Annotated in this window: 17 protein-coding genes; 11 read left to right on the forward strand and 6 right to left on the reverse strand. The window is 61.4% G+C overall.

All coding sequences use genetic code 11. The annotated features are described in order from the left end of the window. The first annotated feature begins 444 nt into the window (after positions 1 to 444). Positions 445 to 1380, forward strand: a complete 936-nt coding sequence (locus EX00_RS08625) for an endonuclease/exonuclease/phosphatase family protein (protein WP_047456335.1) — start codon at positions 445 to 447, stop codon at positions 1378 to 1380. 56 nt (positions 1381 to 1436) lie between these two features. Here EX00_RS08625 and EX00_RS08630 read toward each other — a convergent pair whose 3' ends face one another. Both EX00_RS08630 and EX00_RS08635 read right to left on the reverse strand, forming a co-directional pair. Continuing rightward, the gene (locus EX00_RS08630) at positions 1437 to 3299 is read right to left on the reverse strand and encodes an ABC transporter ATP-binding protein (protein ID WP_047456338.1); all 1863 of its coding nucleotides are present in this window, start codon (positions 3297 to 3299) and stop codon (positions 1437 to 1439) included. Positions 3300 to 3502: 203 nt separating this feature from the next. Then, entirely contained in the window at positions 3503 to 5356 is a 1854-nt protein-coding gene (locus EX00_RS08635; RefSeq protein WP_047456340.1) for an ABC transporter ATP-binding protein, read from the reverse strand. Between the two features lie 398 nt (positions 5357 to 5754). On the opposite strand from EX00_RS08635, the gene EX00_RS08645 reads away from it, so the two are divergent. From EX00_RS08645 to EX00_RS08655, 3 genes are all read left to right on the forward strand, one after another. Then, positions 5755 to 6216, forward strand: coding sequence for a tRNA (cytidine(34)-2'-O)-methyltransferase (locus EX00_RS08645; protein ID WP_047456344.1), 462 nt, complete (start codon positions 5755 to 5757; stop codon positions 6214 to 6216). Positions 6217 to 6298: 82 nt separating this feature from the next. Beyond that, positions 6299 to 7456, forward strand: coding sequence for a hypothetical protein (locus EX00_RS08650; RefSeq protein ID WP_047456346.1), 1158 nt, complete (start codon positions 6299 to 6301; stop codon positions 7454 to 7456). A gap of 211 nt (positions 7457 to 7667) precedes the next feature. After that, the gene (locus tag EX00_RS08655) at positions 7668 to 9311 is read left to right on the forward strand and encodes a Na/Pi cotransporter family protein (RefSeq protein ID WP_047456348.1); all 1644 of its coding nucleotides are present in this window, start codon (positions 7668 to 7670) and stop codon (positions 9309 to 9311) included. A gap of 28 nt (positions 9312 to 9339) precedes the next feature. On the opposite strand, the gene EX00_RS08660 is transcribed toward EX00_RS08655, so the two are convergent. Further along, a complete protein-coding gene (locus tag EX00_RS08660; RefSeq protein WP_047456350.1) occupies positions 9340 to 9600 on the reverse strand; it encodes a hypothetical protein in 261 nt (86 codons plus the stop codon). A 158-nt stretch (positions 9601 to 9758) separates the two neighbouring features. Between EX00_RS08660 and hemF the strand changes: the two genes are divergently transcribed. The 3 genes from hemF (at position 9759) to EX00_RS08675 (ending at position 11338) form a co-directional block, all read left to right on the forward strand. Then, complete coding sequence (gene hemF, locus EX00_RS08665) at positions 9759 to 10670, forward strand: oxygen-dependent coproporphyrinogen oxidase (protein ID WP_047456352.1); 912 nt, start codon at positions 9759 to 9761, stop codon at positions 10668 to 10670. A 70-nt stretch (positions 10671 to 10740) separates the two neighbouring features. Beyond that, positions 10741 to 11019, forward strand: a complete 279-nt coding sequence (locus EX00_RS08670; protein ID WP_047456353.1) for a hypothetical protein — start codon at positions 10741 to 10743, stop codon at positions 11017 to 11019. Positions 11020 to 11152: 133 nt separating this feature from the next. After that, entirely contained in the window at positions 11153 to 11338 is a 186-nt protein-coding gene (locus tag EX00_RS08675) for a DUF1059 domain-containing protein (protein ID WP_047456355.1), read from the forward strand. A 17-nt stretch (positions 11339 to 11355) separates the two neighbouring features. On the opposite strand, the gene EX00_RS08680 is transcribed toward EX00_RS08675, so the two are convergent. From EX00_RS08680 to EX00_RS08690, 3 genes are read right to left on the reverse strand one after another with little or no spacing between them, the layout of a single operon-like run. Beyond that, a complete protein-coding gene (locus tag EX00_RS08680) occupies positions 11356 to 12612 on the reverse strand; it encodes a CCA tRNA nucleotidyltransferase (protein WP_047456357.1) in 1257 nt (418 codons plus the stop codon). Then, positions 12609 to 13244 carry a CoA pyrophosphatase gene (locus tag EX00_RS08685; protein WP_047456359.1) on the reverse strand — a complete coding sequence of 212 codons (636 nt, stop codon included), beginning with the start codon at positions 13242 to 13244 and terminating at the stop codon, positions 12609 to 12611. Before EX00_RS08685 ends, EX00_RS08680 begins: the two co-directional genes overlap by 4 nt. Continuing rightward, on the reverse strand, positions 13241 to 13864 hold the full coding sequence (locus EX00_RS08690; protein WP_047456361.1) for a DUF1285 domain-containing protein: 624 nt from the start codon (positions 13862 to 13864) through the stop codon (positions 13241 to 13243). Before EX00_RS08690 ends, EX00_RS08685 begins: the two co-directional genes overlap by 4 nt. A gap of 168 nt (positions 13865 to 14032) precedes the next feature. Here EX00_RS08690 and EX00_RS08695 point away from each other — a divergent pair, with 168 nt between their 5' ends. From EX00_RS08695 to EX00_RS08710, 4 genes are read left to right on the forward strand one after another with little or no spacing between them, the layout of a single operon-like run. After that, positions 14033 to 15046: an AAA family ATPase gene (locus EX00_RS08695; RefSeq protein ID WP_047456363.1), complete on the forward strand. Its 1014-nt coding sequence runs from the start codon at positions 14033 to 14035 to the stop codon at positions 15044 to 15046. Between the two features lie 28 nt (positions 15047 to 15074). Then, positions 15075 to 15995 carry a DUF58 domain-containing protein gene (locus EX00_RS08700; RefSeq protein ID WP_047456365.1) on the forward strand — a complete coding sequence of 307 codons (921 nt, stop codon included), beginning with the start codon at positions 15075 to 15077 and terminating at the stop codon, positions 15993 to 15995. After that, positions 15992 to 18817, forward strand: a complete 2826-nt coding sequence (locus tag EX00_RS08705; RefSeq protein ID WP_047456366.1) for a DUF4159 domain-containing protein — start codon at positions 15992 to 15994, stop codon at positions 18815 to 18817. Before EX00_RS08700 ends, EX00_RS08705 begins: the two co-directional genes overlap by 4 nt. 1 nt (position 18818) lies before the next feature. Beyond that, positions 18819 to 20891: a membrane protein gene (locus EX00_RS08710; protein ID WP_047456368.1), complete on the forward strand. Its 2073-nt coding sequence runs from the start codon at positions 18819 to 18821 to the stop codon at positions 20889 to 20891.

Genomic DNA, 20891 nt, shown 5'->3' on the forward strand with positions numbered 1-20891 from the left:
GCAGCTAGGCGCTGCGGTACCCCCTCACTACCGGCGAATCAACGCGACCATAATTCCGCCATAGATTCCTCCGTATCCCGCCGCGTTCTAAGCTTGATCGCAAATTATGTCCAGTCTTGGCAAGGGGTGGAGGCACAATGTCGCGGCAAAAGCGCGCAATTTGGCTGCGAGCACCGAGCTTAGAACCTCCGCCGTCAGTCAAATCGGCGTAAGAGCATGAAAAACCGTAAGATTCGCATAATAAAATTTCTTATTGCAGAGCAAAATAAACAATGATTTCAATGCTGCATCGCAACAAATTCAATGACACGCTGGTCATTGATCTCTAAGACGACAGTCTTTCCTCGCCTTCAATCCCGATAGATTTCATGACGGCATCATGCACCATTTCACGTACTGCCGCCCGCTTTTGAGTCGCGTTTTAGCAATGCCAAGGATATGTTTATGAGGCAGACGATTTACTGCGTTTTATGCGTGCTCGCGACTTTGTTGCTGGTCACGCTAGCGGCACGCTATGCCTTAGATCTCTGGCTACTCGCCTTCTTCGAGAGCCTGCAGACGCATTTCAGTCTTTTCGGCATTGCCCTTGCCCTGCTCGCGCTGCTTTTCCGGCGGCACTGGTACGCGGTTCTCCTGGTCGTCTTCGGTATCGGGCTTGCAGTCCATTCTGTCCTGATGCTGCGGGAATATGCCGCCGCCCCTTTGGCGGCACCCAGCGCGGGCAAAAGTTTCAAGCTGCTCTCGTTCAATATCGAAAACAGCAATTTCGAAAACGGCACCCGCATCGCCGACTTCATCCTGGGCTCCAATGCCGACGTCGTGGAGATTTTCGAGGCTGAGCCAATCAAAACCGAGTTGCAGCGTATCAGTGGTACCTACCCCTATCGCATCGGCTGCAGCGATATGACCACCGAATGCGATTCACTTTTACTGTCGAAGCGTCCGTTTCGGGCACAGGATATGCGCAGCCTCGGCAGCCTCTGGCGCAATCGTTTCATCCTCGTGACCATCGACATGGATGGTCAGCCGGTGAACTTTGTTTCGGCGCATCTGAGCAAGCCCTATTTCGATGAATTTCATGCCGACGAGTTGAGCATTCTCGGCCCGATCCTCAAGGATATTCAAGGACCGCTGATCCTTGCCGGTGATTTCAATGCGTCGGTCATTGCCCCCGATATGCGGGATTTCCTCAACGATACCGGGCTCGGCCACATCTTTCCGGAGCCCGCCACCTGGCCGGTTATGGCTGGTGCTTACGGCATCGCCATCGACCATGTCTTCGCCCGCGCGCCGTTGCAGCTGATATCCGTGCGACAGATACCGGATGCCATGGGCTCGAACCATTTTGGTCTGATGACCGAGTTCAGCGTTTCGAAGTAGCTCTTTGATTTTGCACGAGCTTCTCGGAAGATCGAGTGACGCTTGCGATGACGGCGCTACTCGGCGTCCTCTGCGATAAAACCGCCAGATTGGCGTGCCCAAAGCTCGGAATAGAGGCCGCCACGGGCAATCAGTTCGTCATGCGTGCCGTCCTCGATGATCTTGCCCTTGTCGATGACGATCAGCCGGTCGAGCTTGGCGATGGTCGACAGGCGATGCGCGATGGCCAGCACCGTCTTGCCTTCCATCAGCGTTTCGAGATTGGATTGCAGCGCCGCCTCGGCTTCCGAATCCAGCGCCGAGGTCGCCTCGTCCAGCACCAGGATCGGCGCGTCCTTCAGCATGACGCGGGCAATGGCGATGCGCTGGCGCTGGCCGCCGGAAAGTTTGACGCCGCGCTCGCCGACATGTGCGGCATAGCCTTTTCGCCCCTTCTGGTCCTCCAGCGTCGCGATGAAGCTGTCGGCCTCCGCTCGCCGGGTCGCCTGCGCCATCTGCTCCTCACTCGCCCGCGGACGGCCGAAGAGGATATTGTCGCGGACCGAGCGATTGAGAAGCGCCGTATCCTGGGTAACCATGCCGATCTCGGCGCGCAACGACTCCTGCCGGACTTTGGCGATATCCTGTCCGTCGACCAGGATACGGCCGCCTTCGAGATCGTAAAAGCGCAGGAGCAGATTGACGAGCGTCGTCTTGCCGGCGCCGGAACGGCCGACGATGCCGACCTTCTCGCCGGCGCGAACGGTCAGCGAGAAATCCTCAATGATGCCGCTGCCGCGACCATAGTGGAAGGTTACGTGCTCGAAGCGAATGTCCGGACGAACGATCTGCAAATCCCTGGCGCCAGGCCGGTCGATCAGACCGATCGGCTCCGAGATCATTTCCGCCGAATTCTGGATCGTACCGAGATTGCGCATGATCGCATTGAACTGCGACATCATCCGGCCGAAGAGCATGTTGAGCCGCAGCACCATGCTGAGCGTGAAGGCAACGCCGCCGGTCGAGATTTCGCCGGCAAGCCACAGATGGATGGCAAGGGCCGCGATCGTCGTGATCATGACACCCGACAGAAGCGCCAGCGACGAGCGCACGCCGGTCAGAAGTCGCGTAAACGGCATGACCGCCGCCTGGAAACGGTCGAAGCCGTTGCGGATATAATCGTCGTTCTGCTCTTCACGGCCGAAGAGCTTCAGCGTCTGGATATTGGCATAGGCATCGACCATGCGCCCGTTCAACACCGACGCAGCTTCAGCGGAGTTGCGGGCATGACGGCGGATGCGCGGCACGAAATAGCGGGCAAGCAGCGAGAAGACGCCGATCCAGATGGCGATTACCAGCGCCAGACGCCAGTCCAGCCCGCCAACCAGCACGATGGTCGAGGCGGCATAGATGATGATGAACCAGACCACCTGCAGCAGCGACACGACGAGATCGCCCGTCGACTGCCCCGCCGACCAGACCTTGGTAACGATGCGGCCGGAAAAATCGTTCTGGAAGAAGCTTATCGATTGACGCGCGACATGCGCATAGGCCTGCCAGCGCACAAGATTGAGAAAGCCGGGAACGACCACCTGCTCCTCGACCAGCGCGCCGAGGCTCACCACAAGGAACCGCACGACCAGCACGACGAAGACCATGCCGAGTAGCGTGCCGCCATGGCCGGCAAGCAGCCCCGGCCAGCCCTCGCCCGGCTGTACCTTGTCCAGAATATCGACGAGATGCCCGACGAACCAAAACAGCGCGGCTTCAAGCATTGCCACGGCACCGCCAAGCACCGCCATCGCCAGGAACGGCCCTTTCGCCTGACCGACATAATACCAGATGAACGCCCAGAGCGACCGCGGCGGCCGAAGATCGCCACTGCGGTAGTAGGGATCAATCCAGGTCTCAAACAGCCGGTAGACAGAGCGGATCAACATCCCATGCGATATAGGAGGTTTCACCGAGGGCGCAAAGGAATGCCGAGGGTGGAAAACATTATATTTTTGTCATGTTTGCAAACCCGCGGACCGTCAAACGAACATCGGGTGAGATGGATATCGACCAAACTGACCGCATCATTCAATAGCATTTTACCCCAATCGAAAAGGGCGAGCCCTGAAGCCCGCCCTTCCCTTGATCCTCATTGCGCCGCCGCCTCGGTCTCTTCATGGTCCGCCAGGAAGCCGCCGGACTGGCGGTTCCAGAGGTCGGCGTAGATGCCGCCTTGCTGGGCCAGATCCTGATGCGTGCCCGTCTCGATGATGTGGCCATGGTCGAGAACGATCAGGCGGTCCATTTCGGTCAGTGTCGACAGGCGGTGGGCAATCGCGATCACCGTCTTGCCCTCCATCAGCGCGAAGAGGTTTTCCTGGATCGCCGCTTCCACTTCGGAATCGAGCGCCGAGGTTGCCTCGTCCAGCACCAGGATCGGCGCGTCCTTCAGGAAGACGCGGGCGATCGCGATGCGCTGCCGCTGGCCGCCGGAGAGCTTGACGCCACGCTCGCCAACCTGTGCGTCGAGACCCGTGCGGCCTTGCATGTCGACCAGACCCTCGACAAACTCCCAGGCATTGGCGCGCTTGGTCGCCTGGATGATATCGGCGTCCGTCGCTTCCGGATGACCATAGGCGATGTTGTCGCGGATCGAACGGTGCAGCAGCGACGTATCCTGCGTCACCACGCCGATCAGCGAGCGCAGGCTGTCCTGCGTCACCTTGGAGATATCCTGGCCGTCGATGGTGATGCGCCCGCTTTCCAGATCGTAGAACCGAAGCAGCAGGTTCATCAGCGTCGTCTTGCCGGCGCCGGAGCGACCGACAAGGCCGACCTTCTCGCCGGCACGGATATCGAAGCTCAGGTTGTCAATGACACCCTTGGCCTTGCCGTAATGGAAGCGGACATGATCGAAGCGGATCGCCCCCTGCTTGGCGGTGATCGCCGCTGCCGAGGTTGTATCAACGATATCATGCGGCTTCGTCATCATGTCCATGCCGTCATAGACCGTGCCGATATTCTCGAACAGCGCCGAGACTTCCCACATCACCCATTGCGACATGCCGTTCATGCGCATGGCAAGACCGATGGCGATGGCAATGGCGCCGACCGAGATGGAGTCGCCGAGCCAGAACCAGAGGGACATCGCCGAGACGACGAACAGCGCCGCGCAGTTGTTGATGTAAACAGCGGCATTGAACAGCGTCACCTTGCGCATCTGCAGATGCACAGCGTCGAGGAACTCCTGCATCCCTGCCTTGGCATAGGTCTCCTCGCGGCCCGCATGCGAAAACAGCTTCACCGTGGCGATATTCGTATAGCTGTCGACGACGCGGCCGGTCATCGTCGAGCGCGCGTCCGCCTGCTGCGCGGCGATCTTGCGCAAGATCGGAACGAAATAGGCGACAATGCCAATATAGATGGCGAGCCAAAGCAGGATCGGCAGCATCAGCCGCCAATCGGCGGCCGCGATGACCACGATCATCGATAGGAAGTAGGTCGCGACATAAACGAAGACATCGAGGATCTTCATCACCGTTTCGCGCACGGCAAGCGAGGTCTGCATCACCTTGGTGGCGACGCGGCCCGCGAACTCGTTGGCGAAAAAGGTCATGCTGTGGCGCAGCAGAAAGCGGTGCATCTGCCAGCGCGCGATCATCGGATAATTACCGAGCAGGACCTGATGCATGATGAAACTGTCGAGCACGGCGGCCAGCGGCAGGCCGACGAGCACCATGGCGCCCATCCAGAACAGCTTGTGCCATTCGTTTTGCAGGAAAGTCGCCTTGTCGGCCTTCGTCAGCCAGTCGACGATATTGCCGAGAAACTGGAACAGCGCCACCTCACCGATCGCGATCAGCATGGTGAGAAAAGCCATGGCGATCAGCCAGGGCGCGGCCGGCTTGGTATAATGCCAGCAGAAGGCAAACAGCCCGCGCGGCGGAACGCCCGGCACTTCGCTCGGAAAGGGATCTAATCGCTGCTCGAACCAGCCAAACATGAAACGCTCCAAAGACTCGACCCTTTGGCCACGACTGCTGCATCTCAAGGGATCGCAGACTGATATGGTGGCCGGGTGATAAAAGAACGAGGCCATACCAGCCGCGTAACGAATCGAAAAAGGGGAAACTCGCGAAAATGCGCTTTAGAGCGCCTGAATCACAGCCATGTGCGCATGGCCAGGGGGCGCATCATCACAAAAGATATATTCATCTGAGCCTCCCTATGTCGCAAGTTGCAGAGCGGCTCCCTTTTACCGTGCATTTTTAGCTTTGAAAAGCGAAATATGCCTAAAAACGCGCCGAAATCTTCAATTTTGCTGATGGGGGTCATCACAAAAACAGTGGTATTCGCCGAATACCCGAAGACAAATCCAAGTGTTTTCGCTAGTTGCAACCCATGACTTCGCTGCGCATCGCCCTCTACCAGCCCGACATCCCCGGCAACACCGGCACGATCCTGCGGCTTGCTGCCTGCCTCGGCCTTGGCGTTGATATCATCGAGCCCGCCGGCTTCGACATATCGGACCGCAACCTCAAGCGCGCCGGCATGGACTACCTGTCCGCTGTCTCGCTGAAGCGACATGTCACCTGGGAACATTTCGAAATCTGGCGTGCGACAACCGGGCGGCGACTGGTGCTCGCCTCCACCAAGGCGGCCGAACCCTACACGGATTTCGCCTTCCGGGAAGACGATATCCTGCTCTTCGGCCGCGAGAGTGCCGGCGTGCCTGATCACGTCCACGAAACGGCGGATGGCCGCATCCTGATTCCCATGATCGAAGGCCAACGCTCCATCAATCTGGCCATGTCCGTGGCGATGATATCAGGCGAGGCTTTGCGGCAGACGATGTGGTCGTGAATTGTCGTTGGCTTGCCAAATAAAGTGTGAGAAGCTTTCAATTGGAATGCTCTAACTTACGGCAGCCTTGGCGAGGTGACCCATGTTCCAGACGGCATTCACTCTCACACTCACGCAATTTGCGCGCACCCTCAGCCTTCCCGAACGGCTACAACACTCGCCGGTGCGCAATCTCGCCCTGGAAGCGCTTCGCCAGCGCAACACGACGCTCGACGCGCTGTTTTACGACGTCAAGATCATCACTCCCGACGAAGCTTTCTACATCAGCGACTCTCTGGCCGCAGAAGGTACGATCATGATCGTACCGCCGAGCGGCACCGGCGCAATCATTCTGTGCGAGACGCTGGAAGAGTTCGCGCGGCGCGGCGGCCTTGACGTGCAAGTGCTGGCAGTCGCCGGCATCGGTGGCTCCGCACTCGGCGCGGCGGCCTTTGCCCGCAACGTTGCAGACGCGATCGACGCTCCCGTCGCAGTCGTCGTTTCCGGCTATGGCCTCGCCGATGTCGTCACCGAGACGCTCGGCGGGCATTTCTTCTTCGGCCATCTCAAGGGTCTGCGCCCTGTCCTTGAAATGCTGGACGACCTTGCCGGTCGGCCGAAATTCGGCGCCGCCGACGCGCGCAGCGACGAAACAACCTCGCGCACCAGCCTGGACACCCGCACCGTGCGCGCGCTTCTGGCCGATCCCCGTTTCTCCTTCCATCTGCTCGTCGGGCACTCCAAGGGCAACCTGGTGCTCTCGGCAGCACTTCACGACCTCGGCAAGCAGGATGAGGCCCGCGTCGCAAAACTGGCGATAAACACGAAGATAATCACCATCAGCACCCGCATCGCCATGCCACCGATCTTTTCCGACGTCATCGACGTCATCGGCGAGTGGGACTGGTTCGGCGAAATGAATTCGCGGCCGTTCATTACCGCCGACCGTCGCATTCCGCATGCCGGGCATCATACCAATACGGATTTGCACAGCCACCTGCCGGTGACATCAGTGCTGAAAGAGATCCTGGCCGCCGAACCGATTGCCCAAAAGGCTCAGCCCGCGTCGGCGCTGCATGTCGCGGCGAAAACAGAGACTTCGACGAACGAACCCATTGCCGCATCGCCTTCAGTGCAACCGAAGCGGCGGTCTGTAACGATTGAAAAGGTAAAAAAGGCTTTCTCGGACAAGACCTTACCCGATATTCCACCGAAGGAAATCAGTTCCTCCGCCGAACTGCCACCACCGAAACCGCACTAAAATCGGGCACTGCGCAAATATTGCCTCAATATGTCGCGTATGGTGTTGGAGCATGGGCATTGCGGGCGTATAATTCTTAGCCGGCAAGCAAAAATGTCTCGATTCCCAAAGCAGATAAAGCCACAGAAATCCATGCCTTTTCAGTGACTTCCGCTTAGGCTTTACCTATCGTCAATGGCATCACGGCATGAGAAAGATATAAAAAGACGACATGGAATCCACCGTCGTGATGATCAACCTGTTCGGAGCCGTGGCATTGTTGCTATTCGGCCTCGCACAGGTAAAGGATGGTGTATCGCGTGCCTTCGGCGCACGGCTCAGAACCGGCCTTGCCAGCGGCACACGCGGCGGTCTTCGTTCCTTCGTATCCGGTTTCGTCGCAACCGTGGCGCTGCAAAGCTCAACCGCAACGGCCCTGATGATCGCCTCCTTCGTCGAGCGCGATCTCGTCCTGCCCAGCATGGCCCAGATCGTGCTGCTCGGCGCCAATGTCGGCACCGCGGTGACGGCCTGGATCGTCGCGACCGGCATCGAATGGTTGTCGCCGCTGATCATCCTCATCGGCATCGTGCTCTATCGTCGCTCGTCCACCACGCAACAGGGCGCAGGCACAGCCCTGATCGGCATCGGCCTGATGCTGCTGTCATTGCAGCTCCTGAGCCTCGCCACGGAGCCGATGCGGCAATCTCCAGCGCTTGCCGCTTTCATCGGCCTGCTCGACGGCGCGCTGCCGGTGGCGCTGATCTTTTCGGCTGTGCTCGCCTTCGTCTCCTCGTCCAGCCTCGCCGTGGTCGTGCTGATCCTGTCACTTGCCTCGGCCGGTATTCTATCTCCGGCGCTGACAGTGGTGCTCGTGCTCGGCGCCAATCTCGGCGGCGCGATCCCACCCGTCGTGGCTACTCTCTCCGGCCCCGCCACCGCTCGGCGCGTGACGCTTGGCAACCTGATCGTGCGCACCATCGGCTGTCTCATCGTCCTACCCTTTGCAAGCTATATCGGCGCGTGGATGCAGGGCCTGCATTTTTCGCCAGCCAAGCTGCCGGTCGACGTGCACCTGCTCTTCAACATCGCCCTCGCCATCTGCGCCTGGCCATTCTCGTCCTTCCTGTCGAAGACGATGCTGCGGCTGGTGCGCGACGATCCGCAGACCGATGACGGACCGAAGTTTCTCGATCATAACGCACTCAGCACGCCAGTCGTGGCGCTCGCCAGCGCGACGCGCGAAGTCCTCGGTGTCGGTGATCTCATCGAACGCATGTTGATCCGCACGCAAAATTCCTTCAACCACAACGACCTGTCGCCGTTGAAGGAAATTGCAGGTCTGGAAAAGCGTGTCGACCGCATCCAGCAGGAGGTGAAGATCTATCTCTCCAAGCTCGGGCGCGAGGGGCTGGACGACGAAAACGGCCGCCGCTCGATCGTCATCATCGACTATGCCATCAACCTCGAGCATATCGGCGACATCATCGAAAAGGGCCTGGCCGAACAGGTGGCGAAGAAGATCGGCAAGGGCCTGACCTTCTCGGACGACGGTTATCAGGAGCTGCAAAAGCTCTTCAGCATGACGATCGACAATCTGCGCATCGCCCAGACCATCTTCGTCACCCGCGATTTCAACCTCGCTCGTCAGCTCATGGAAGTAAAAGTCGATGTCCGCCGGCTGGAGAAGCAATCCTCCGAGCGCCATCTCGAACGCCTGCGCGACGGCCGCGTCGACAGCCTGCAGACCAGCTCGCTGCATCTCGACATGCTGCGCGACCTGAAGCGCATCAACGCCCACATCGTCTCCGTGGCGCATCCGATCCTGGATGAAAGCGGGCTATTGATCGAGAGCCGGCTGCGGAACACGCAGTAGCCGTTTCAAACCGCCGACGACGTTCCGATCAATCCGCCGATGGCAGGCGCCGCATGGTGAACTCGATGCGGTCGCCGTCGACCTGTCGCCAGCTTTCGACTTCGGTCCAGTAAGCAGCTTTTGGGAAAGCATCGAACCATTCACGCGCCTTGGCGCGTGCTTCCGGACGACTGAGGCAAAAGGTCTCGCGAACAAATTCGCTTTTTCTACCGGTGGGATTTTCCTGCCGGTACCGGAGCATTCTGCGTTTCAACCCGTCAAGGGGCGGCGGTCCGGGTATCTTCATCATGAAACCTCGCCTTTAAGAGGGAACATAATACCGCATTTGGCAATTTGCGAGTCGATTCTCCCGAGGGACCAGCGTGCTGGTTCCGCCACGATGTTGCTGATATTCAAAGCGACAAATCGAATCGCGGGCCTCTGGCCGCCCGTATCCGGAGAGCACATATGGAACGACCGAACCTCCCCAAGGAACTGCCCGAGGACATCGAAGAAAAGAAGGAAGCGGCGCAAGGCTGGTTTCAGAGCCTGCGCGACGCACTTTGCGCCGAGTTCGAACAGCTGGAAGACGAGCTCGCCGGTCCCCTGTCCGATCAGACGCCGGGGCGCTTCGTCGCCAAGGACTGGCAGCGGGAGAACGGCGAAGGCGGCGGCGGCCGCATGTCGATGATGGAAGGCCGCGTTTTCGAGAAGGTCGGCATCCACACATCGACCGTCTATGGCGAATTCTCGCCCGACTTTCGCAGCCAGATCCCAGGCGCCGAAGAAGATCCCCGCTTCTGGGCCTCCGGCCTGTCGCTGATCGCCCATCCGGTCAATCCGAATGTGCCGACCGTACACATGAACACCCGCATGGTGGTAACGACAAGCCAATGGTTCGGCGGCGGCTGTGATCTGACGCCGATGCTCAACCGTCGGCGCACGCAGGAAGACACCGATAGCGTCCTCTTCCACCGCGCGATGCAGATCGTCTGCGATCGCCATAAGGTGGCGGACTACCAGCGCTACAAGGCATGGTGCGACGAGTATTTCTATTTGAAGCACCGCAATGAATCACGCGGTATCGGCGGCATTTTCTTCGACTGGCTGCATTCCTCGGAAGAAGCCGGCGGCTGGGATGCCGATTTCGCCTTCACCCGCGATGTCGGCCGCGCATTCTCGATGGTCTATCCCCGGATCGTGCGCTCGAACTTCAACGAAGCATGGACCGAAGAGGATCGTGACGAACAATTGATCCGTCGCGGACGCTATGTGGAGTTCAATTTGCTCTATGATCGGGGTACAATATTCGGGCTGAAGACAGGCGGCAATGTTGAGTCGATCCTATCGTCCCTGCCGCCCGTGGTGCGTTGGCCGTAAGCGCCAGCATTAAAACATCGGAGGAGTACTTAAGGTTAGGTAATGCGCGTTTCAATCGGAGGAGGTTGTTATGGCAGTACAGAATCAAGTGGCGGAGATTGCAACTGAACAGAAGCTTTCGCATGGCGTCGACACGCCGGACTTCATCATCCGGCTGGCCGAGGATATGCGGGTCAGAAGCGGATCGGATCTGCCTCTCTCCTGCTTTGTCGAGCAGGTCAGGATGCAGTTTGCGGGCAAGTCGCCTGGCGAAATCGCCCGCATGGCAGTGGATCGCCCAGCGCGGCAAAAACTGGGCGCGACGTATCAATCCGCGGATTGCTTCAAAGCGTGGGCCATGCCGGACTGATGTCCGGAAAGCATCGTCCGGCAGGAGAAAAGCCTTGCCGGGCGCACGAAACCTTTCCTCACCTATCGCGTTTCGACCTTCGTGCCCTCCGGCATGAAGAAATGACATCGCGTTGAAATATCAGGAGGCAGATATGCGACTGTTCGAATGTGGTACGCTCGTGCCCGGCTGCGACTGGCACACCCGCGCCAATGACGATGCCGAGGTGGTTCGTCGCGCCGTCGAGCACATGCGTAACGCCCATGGCGAGACGATCATCCGGGAAAGCATGGTCGACAATATCAAGACCCGCATTCGCGACGAAGCGAACGCCGCCTAGTCACCAGCCCGTGGACATCAGGACTCGATCAACTCCTTCAGCCGGGCGAGCAGCGCCGCCCGGTCCATGGCGAAATTGCCGTCGAGCCATTGCTGCTCGAGCTTGCCAAGGATATCGCCGACCCGAGGACCTGCGCTGACGCCCGCAGTCAAGGCATCCGCGCCGCTGACCGGAAACACCGGCTTCTTCCAGCGTGTCGTCCGCTCCAGCAGCCTGCCCAGCCGGGCCGTGCGTGCCATCTCCTCGAAATCAGCTTCCGCCTTGCCCCGCGCAACGGCAAGCGCCAGCTTCAGCCGAGCGCCGACGCCAGAGGTATCATAGCGGTAGAGCAAGCGATCGAAGGCCGCTTCCGACATATCGTCCTTGAGACCGGGCGCATTCGCCCAGCCCTGCAAATAGGCGGCCTCCGCCTTCGACAGTCGCAGCCTTTCGGCAAGCTTTGCCAGCCGCGCCGCGTCCGGCGGCACGATGGCCGCAAGCCGCAGCAGCGGATCGGCTGTCCAGCCGAGCGCCTGTTCCGTGGAGACCAGCGCCGGAATGGCATCGATGCCCCATTTCTCGGTCTCCGGCAGCACCTCGGTCAGGATCCCGACCTGCCGCATCCACAGCAAGGCCCGGCCCGGGTCCTTGGCCGCAAGCAGCTTTTTCATCTCCGACCAGACACGCTCCGCCGACAGCGATGCGATCTTGGAGCGCGCCGCCGCGCAGGCGCGCAACCCGTCGGCATCCGGTCGACCACTGCCGTAATAGGCAAAGAAGCGGAAGAAACGCAGGATACGCAGATGGTCCTCGGCGATCCGCGTCGCCGCGTCGCCGATAAAGCGGATATTGCGGCGCTCGAGATCGGCAAGCCCGCCGACCATATCGACGACCTCGCCATCGTCAGAAGCATAGAGCGCGTTGATCGTCAGGTCTCGCCGCTCGGCATCCGCCTGCCAGTCATTGCTGAAGGCCACCTGAGCACGGCGACCATCGGTTTCAACATCGCGGCGCAAGGTGGTGATCTCAAACGGTTTTCCATCGATGACCAGCGTCACCGTCCCATGCGCGATACCCGTTGGCACCGCCTTGATACCGGCGGCAACCGCCCTTTCGATGACCGCCTGCGGCAGCAGGGTCGTGGCAATATCGATATCAGCGACAGGCAACCCCAGCAGGCTATTGCGCACCGCGCCGCCGACGACACGCGCCTCGCCACCATTAGCATTCAGCAGGGACAGCACGCGCTGCAGGGCCTCGTCCTTGAACCAGGTCTCGCCGGCAACGGAAGTCATGAATAAAGCCTTTCATAAAGCGTGCGGACAATGCCAGCGGTAATGCCCCAGATCATGTGCGATCCATAGGGCATGCGATAGAATTGACGCTCGATTCCCTGCCATACCATGCTGTCGGTAACGTGATGGTCCGGATCCATCAGGAAGGAGAGCGGAACCTCGAAAGCATCCTCCACCTCGGTCGGATTGAGCGCCAGTTCGAAGCCGGGCTTGACCACCGCGAGGATCGGCGTGATGCGAAAGCCAGTTGCGGCCAGATAATGGGGCAATCGGGCCACCGGCTCGATAAAGATATCCGCCAGGCCGATCTCCTCGGCCGCCTCGCGCATCGCCGCCATTTCCGGCGACGCATCCTCCGGATCAATGGCGCCGCCGGGAAAGGCGATCTGGCCGGAGTGCTTGCGCAAGGTCGAGGTGCGCAGCGTGAAGATGACCTTGGCGTCCTCGCCGTCATCCACCACCGGCACCAGCACCGCCGCATCGCGCAGCGTCTGCCCTTCGACTTGCAGGATCGTTTCCGGATTGAGCACATGGTCGCCATGGTCGCGCCAGGCAAGCTCGACCGGTCCGCCGCTCTGATTGAGCGCACGTCGCCGGAATTCACCGGCGGAATAAAGAGGAAATTCGCTCATCGCGTCAGCGCGTCCAGTTCGGCAACCGGCATGACGGGAAAGACAGAGGTGCCGGAGCGCACGCAAAATATCTCCCGCCCGGCAATCACCACCGTCTCTCCGAGTTCGACGAGATCATACATCACCGCGCGTGTCACCAGCGCTTCAAGCCGGCCGCGAACATGCAGATAGGGTTTCAATTCATCATTGTCGCCGCGGATGACGAAGCGAATCGGATGCTCCCGACCCGCCTCGACGACATCGCCGACATTAGTGCGGAACGTCAGGAGCCGTTTGCCGTCCCGTTCGGTCACGCTCATCTCCACGGCGACGAAGTGCGCGTCGACGACACGGATGCCGACCTTTTCCACAGGGGTGACGAGATAGGTCTTCTCATCCGCATCCTTACGCAGAACCGTGGAAAACAACCGAACCAGCGGCGCGCGGCCGATCGGCGTACCCATATAGAACCAGGTGCCGTCGGCGCGGATTTCCATATCGATATCGCCGCAAAACGGTGGGTTCCAGCGATCGACGGGCGGCAGGCCCTTCTTGCGTCCGCCACTGTCGCCAGCCGCGCGCGAAATCAGCGCAGCCAGACTTGCCGCATCGCTGGTCGACCTGATTTCTTCGCTTGCCATCGTTCCGTCCCGGTTTGCACTTAGTCCTGAATACAGCCGTTTCTCACGAGATAGTCATTCGAAACGCGCTTGTCAGCTATCTTCATGGCGGTAAGTTGTATTGAGTATGAGGCAAATGTGTAAGTTCTGCGAATCGCGCGTACCGTTTATCAGCCGTTGGAGATGCAAATGGGCATGATCAAATCGACCGAAACGAGCCTCGATGACCAGGCCATGATTGCATCCGCCGAACGGGCACTGGGTGATATCGCCACCATTCGCGAAGAGGTTTCGAAGGTCATCTTCGGCCAGGAAAGCGTCGTCGAAAACACGCTTCTCGCCGTGCTTGCCGGTGGTCATGCCCTGCTGGTCGGCGTACCGGGCCTTGCCAAGACCAAGCTGGTGACCACGCTCGGCGCCGTCCTTGGCCTTGCCGCCAGCCGCGTGCAATTCACACCGGACCTGATGCCGTCGGATATTCTCGGCTCCGAAGTCATGGACCAGGATGAAAGCGGTCGCCGCTCCTTCCGCTTCGTCAAGGGCCCCGTCTTCGCGCAGTTGCTGATGGCCGACGAAATCAACCGCGCCTCGCCGCGCACGCAATCGGCGCTGCTGCAATCGATGCAGGAATATCATGTCACCATCGCCGGCCAGCGCTATGACCTGCCGGCGCCATTCCACGTTCTGGCAACGCAGAACCCGCTGGAGCAGGAAGGCACCTACCCGTTGCCGGAAGCGCAGCTCGACCGTTTTCTGCTGCAGGTCGATGTCGATTATCCTGAACTTGCCGACGAACGCCGGATCCTGCTCGAAACCACCGGCCTCAACGAGGCGACGCCGCATGCGGTGATCGATGCCGAGCGATTGATCGAGATCCAGACGCTGATCCGCCAGATGCCGGTCAGCGACGGTGTCGTCGATGCCATCCTTTCCCTGGTGCGATCCGCCCGCCCCGGTCAGGGCAATGCCTCGACCGACAAGCATGTCGCCTGGGGCCCCGGCCCCCGCGCCGGCCAGGCGATGATGCTCTGCGCCCGCGCCCGCGCGCTCTATGAAGGCAGGCTTGCGCCTTCGCTCGATGATGTGCACGCGCTGGCCGAGCCGGTGCTGCAACACCGCATGGCGCTGACCTTTTCGGCTCGCGCCGAAGGCATGTCGGTGCGGGACGTGATTGCAGAGCTGGTCAAGCAGTCAAGAACGTAACTCGGAATATCGAGGAGACTATAAGCGCGTGGCATCCATCGGACAGATCGTCAGCCCGACCTCAGGCAATGATGCACTCTCCCGCGCTCGCAGCCGTGCCGCCCTCGTGCCGGATTGCCTCGTCGAAGCCAAACGCATCGCCAACACCGTCATTGCCGGCTGGCATGGCCGGCGCAAGCGCGGCATCGGCGAGAATTTCTGGCAATTCCGCCCCTACAGCGAGGGCGAAAGCCTGTCGCGCATCGACTGGCGCCGCTCGGCCCGCGACGATCACACCTATATCCGCGATCACGAATGGGAAGCCGCGCACACGATCTGGCTCTGGGCCGACATGTCGCCGTCGATGATGTACAAATCGACCTACGGCCATGTCTCCAAGGAAAGCCGCGCGCTGGTACTGATGCTGGCGCTTGCCGAAATCCTTGCCCGCTCCGGCGAACGCGTCGGCTGCCCCGGCATCATGGAGCCGGTCTCCACCCGCAATGCCGCCGAACGGCTGGCGGCGGCGCTGATGCACACGCCGCTCGAGGGCGGCCTGCCGCAGACCGCGATGATCCGGGGCTGGAGCGATATCGTGCTGATCGGCGATTTTCTGGATGACGCCGATAGCGTCATGAGCCGGATCGGGCCGCTTGGCCGCCGGGGACTGCGCGGCCATGTCGTCGAGATCGCCGACCCGGCCGAGGAAATCTTTCCCTATAGTGGCCGCACCGAGTTCAGCGATCCCGAAACCGGCACAAAGCTGGTAGCCGGGCGGGCGGAAAATCTGCGCGAGGATTATCAGCGCGCCTATCTCGCCCGCCGTGACAGTCTTGGCCAGTCGCTCCGCCATCTCGGCTGGACCTTCGTCAGCCATCGCACCGACCGGCTGGCATCGGAAGCGCTGGTCGCCGTGCACATGTACCTCTCCGGCATGCCTGCGAAACTAGCGTCGGGAGGGCAGTCGTGAGCGGTCTCTCCTTCGCGTTCGCCTCCCCTGCAATCCTCGGCGCCCTGATCCTTCTTCCGGCGATCTGGTGGCTGCTGCGTCTCACCCCGCCGCATCCAAGGGCGGAGGTCTTCCCGCCGCTGCGCATCTTGGCAACGATCCTGAAGCGCGAGGAAACGCCGGCGCGTAGTCCCTGGTGGCTGACGCTGCTGCGCATGGCGCTCGCCGCCCTCGTCATCCTCGCTATCGCCAATCCGATGTTCAATCCGCGCACCAATACGCTGTCGAGCAGCGGTCCGCTGGTGCTGCTCATCGACAATAGCTGGGCGACCGCCTCCGACTGGGAGCGTCGCGTGCAGACGGCCGACGCTCTGATCGACGATGCCGACGCCAAGGGCATCCCCGTCTCCATCGCGTTTACCGCCGAACAAAGCAACGATACCACGCCGGGCGCTGCCACGGCCGCCCGCGACAGGCTGCATGCGATCAATCCGAGACCGCTGGTGCCGGATCGCCAACGCGCCGCCCAGGCTATCAAGGCCGCACTCAACGGCACCGAGCCGGGCACGATCGCCTTCCTCTCCGACGGCGTCGAAAGCAAGGACAAGGACGATATCCTCAATCAGCTCGCGGCCCTGAAGCCGAGCGAACTGCGCCTGATCCAGGGCGACGGCAGCGATGTGCTGGCAATCACCGGCGCCACCAACGCCGCCAACGACATGACGGTCACGGCAACGCGGCTGAACGGCACCAGCCCGCTCCGGCTGGGGCTGACCGCGCTCGACAATCAGGGGCGGCCGATCGCGGCCGGTTCGCTGAACTTCGCCGGCGGCCAGACGGTCGCGACCGGTTCCATCGCCGCGCCCTTTGAAATGCGCAATGATTTCGCCCGCATCAGCATCGACCGGCATGCAAGCGCCAGCACCGTGCATCTGCTCGACGACGGTTTCAAACGCCGCCGCGTGGGGCTGCTATCCGGACAGGCCGCCGACGAATTCCAGCCGATCCTGTCGCCGCTCTATTACATCCAGCGCGCCCTGCAGCCCTATGCGGACCTGGTTCAGCCGAACAGTGCCGAGCTCGCGAGATCGATCCCCGAACTGCTGGCCGGCAACCCATCCGTGATCATCATGGCTGACGTCGGCCGCCTGCCGCAGGAAAGCTATGGGCCGCTGCAGCAATGGATCCAGAATGGCGGCACGCTGGTGCGCTTCGCCGGGCCGCGCCTCGCCGCTGCTCCCGCCGAAGATCCGCTGGTGCCGGTAACGCTGCGCCAGGGCGAACGCACTTTCGGCGGCGCGCTCTCCTGGGCCGAACCGCAGCCGCTCGCCGATTTTCCCACCTTCGGCCCCTTCGCCGGCATGCCGAAGCCCGCCAATGTGCTCGTCAAGCGGCAAGTGCTGGCCGAGCCGACACCGGATCTCGCGGAGCGCACCTGGGCGAGCCTTGCGGACGGCACGCCGCTGGTGACCGAAAAACAGATGAAGGCCGGCCGCATCGTCCTCTTCCATGTTAGCGCCGAACCGCAATGGTCCGACCTGCCGATCTCGGGTGATTTCGTCGAAATGCTGCGCCGTATCGTGCAGCTTTCCCGCTCGGGTGGCGTCACCTCTGGCGACAACACACCGAAGACCAGCGAAGCCATGTCGCCGTACCGGCTGCTAACCGCTAAGGGCGCGTTGACCAGCGAAACCGGCAATGCCCGCCCGCTCGAGCCGGGCAACAAGGGTGCAATCACCGCCAATTTCGACAACCCGCCCGGTCTTTACGGCTCGGAGGAAGGTTTTGTCGCCCTCAACGTTCTGCCGGATGGCGCGCAACTCAAGCCGCTGGATGCCTCCGCCACGAGCCTCTCGGTCTCGCGTGAGGGCCTCATTGGTGGTGAGGCCTGGTCGGCCAAGCCTATCCTCTTCACCATCGCCTTCCTCGTGCTTCTGGCGGACAGCTTGATCGTGCTCTTCATGAATGGCGCCTTTCCGCGCCTTCGCAAATCGACAAAGACGGTCGCAACCGGTGCCGCGATGCTGCTACTCGCAGTCTCGGTAGCCACCTTCCTGCATCCGGGCAGCGCCTCGGCCGACGATTCCAAGCCCGGAGATGACACCATCTTTTCCCGGCTCGACAAGACGCATCTTGCCTATGTCGTCACCGGCGAGACTGACGTCGACCATATTTCCGAACGCGGCCTTGCCGGCCTTTCCGATTTTCTGACCTATCGCACGACGCTGGAGCCCGGTCCTCCCGTCGGACTGGATCCCGCCAAGGACGACCTCGCCTTCTATCCGATCATCTACTGGCCGATCTCCGCCACAGCGCCGATGCCGTCCAACGATGCCATCAACCGCATCGACGCCTATATGCGCAACGGCGGCACCGTGCTCTTCGACACGCGCGACGCCATCGACACGATGGGCGATACCACAACACCGAGCCCGAACGGCCAGCGCCTGCAGGCGATCCTCGCCAATCTCGATATTCCGGCGCTGGAGCCGGTGCCGAAAGGCCATGTGCTGACGAAATCCTTCTATCTGCTCTCCAGCTTTCCCGGTCGCTATGCCGATAGCCCGCTCTGGATCGAGGCACGGCAGGATACGCGCAGCGACGGCAATGCCGTTGCCTCGGCGGATGGCGTGACCCCGATCATGATCACCGGTAATGATTTCGCCGGCGCCTGGGCGGTGGACGACAATGGTTCGCCGCTGCTGCCGACCGTGCCGCCGGATGAGGCGCAGCGCGAATATGCCTACCGTACCGGCGTCAACATCATGATGTACATGCTGACCGGCAACTATAAAGCCGATCAGGTGCATATCCCGGATATCCTGGAACGGTTGGGGCAATAGAATGAATATCGGTTTCGCCCCCTTCCTGCCCTGGCCCGTTCTCACCGCCCTCGCGGTGATCACACTTGCCATCGCCGCGCTGGCGGTCTTCCGGCGCATGCGTGGCGGCTGGATCCGCGCGCTCGCGGCATTTGCCCTCTTGGCCGCACTCGCCAATCCCGTACTGATGCAGGAGGACCGCGACCAGCTCTCCACCATCGTCCCCGTCATCGTCGACCGCAGCCTGAGCCAGCAGACGCCGGAGCGCATCAAGATGACCGACGCGGCGCTGGAAGCGCTGAAGGACCGGCTGGCGCAGTTCCCGCGCATCGAACCGCGCATCGTCGAAGTGCGCGAACCAGCGGAATCCGAATCTCCCTCGACGCGGCTCTTCTCGGCGCTCTCCTCGGCGATCGCCGACGTGCCGCCCGCCCGCGTCGGTGGCGCGATCTTCCTGACCGACGGTCAGATCCACGATATTCCCGGCGTCAATCAGGCGCTCGGCTTCGACGCCCCGATCCACGGACTGATCACCGGCAAGCCGGACGAGTTCGACCGGCGCATCGAAGTGGTGCGCGCGCCGCGCTTCGGCATCGTCAACGACGAACAGCAACTCGTGCTGCGCGTTATCGACGATGGCAAGAGCCCCGGCGGCACGGCAGACGTGACCGTCAAGATGAATGGCGATGAGATCGCGACGCTGCAGGCGACACCCGGCCAGGACACGCCTTTCAGCTTCAAGGTGCCGCGCGCCGGCAACAACGTGCTCGAATTCGCGGTTGCCGAAGTGCCGGGCGAAGTCACGCCCATCAACAACCGCACCGTCCAGATGATCGAAGGCATTCGCCAGAACATGCGCGTTCTGCTGGTCTCCGGCGAACCGCATGCCGGCGAGCGCGCCTGGCGCAATCTGCTGAAATCGGACGCCTCCGTCGACCTCGTGCACTTCACCATCCTGCGTCCGCCGGACAAGCAGGACGGTACGCCGATCAATGAATTATCGCTGATCGCTTTCCCGACACGCGAACTCTTCGTCGACAAGATCAACTCATTCGACCTGATCATTTTCGACCGTTATCAGGACCGTCCCAACGTCCTGCCGACGATCTATTACGATTACATGGCCCAATATGTCGAAAATGGCGGCGCGCTGCTGGTGGCCGCCGGGCCTGAACATGCGGCCGGCAATTCGATCGCGCTGACACCGCTCTCCGCCGTACTTCCGGCCGAGCCGACCGGACAGATGATCGAGAAACCCTTCTATCCGCGCCTGTCGGATCAGGGCCGCAAGCATCCGGTGACGCGCGGCCTCGACGGATCGGATACCGAGCCGCCGCATTGGGGCCGCTGGTTCCGCAGCGTCGATGTTGAGAAGCCGCAGGGCCAGACCGTGATGGTCGGCGCCGACAGCAATCCCTTGCTGGTGCTGAACCGCGTCGGCCAGGGCCGTGTCGCCATGCTGCTGTCCGATGAAGGCTGGCTCTGGGCACGCGGCTTCGAAGGTGGCGGACCGCATGTGTCGCTCTATCGCCGCATCGCCCATTGGCTGCTGAAGGAACCGGCGCTGGAGGAAGAGGCGCTGACGGCGCGCGCCGCCGGCCGTACGCTGGAAGTGACCCGCCAGACGATCGGCGACGATCCTGGCCCCGCCACGATCAAGTCTCCCTCCGGCAAGACACAGACATTGCCGCTGAAGCAGACGGAGCCAGGGCTCTACCAGGCCGAAAAGCGCATGGACGAGATCGGGCTCTATCAGATCGCCAATGGCAACCTCTCGACGCTGGTGCATATCGGCGCCGTCGACGCGCCGGAGTTCAAGGCGATGATTTCCAGCACGGAGACGCTGAAGCCTTTGGCCGAAAAGACCAAGGGGCTAGTCACCCGGGTCGCGACCGCTGCCGGCGGCGTCACCGTTCCCCCGATCCTGCCTGTGCGCGGTGCCGTACGTGTCGCCGACAATCAACGGCTGACCATCCGCATGACCGACGAGACCATATTGAAGGGCATCAACAACCTGCCGCTCTTTGCGGGCTTTGCCGGTCTTGCCGCCCTTCTCTTTGGCTTTTCCGCCATGTGGTGGCGTGAAGGACGGTGA

The sequence above is a fragment of the Martinezella rhizogenes genome (assembly GCF_000799715.1).
GTDB lineage: Bacteria > Pseudomonadota > Alphaproteobacteria > Rhizobiales > Rhizobiaceae > Rhizobium > Rhizobium rhizogenes_C.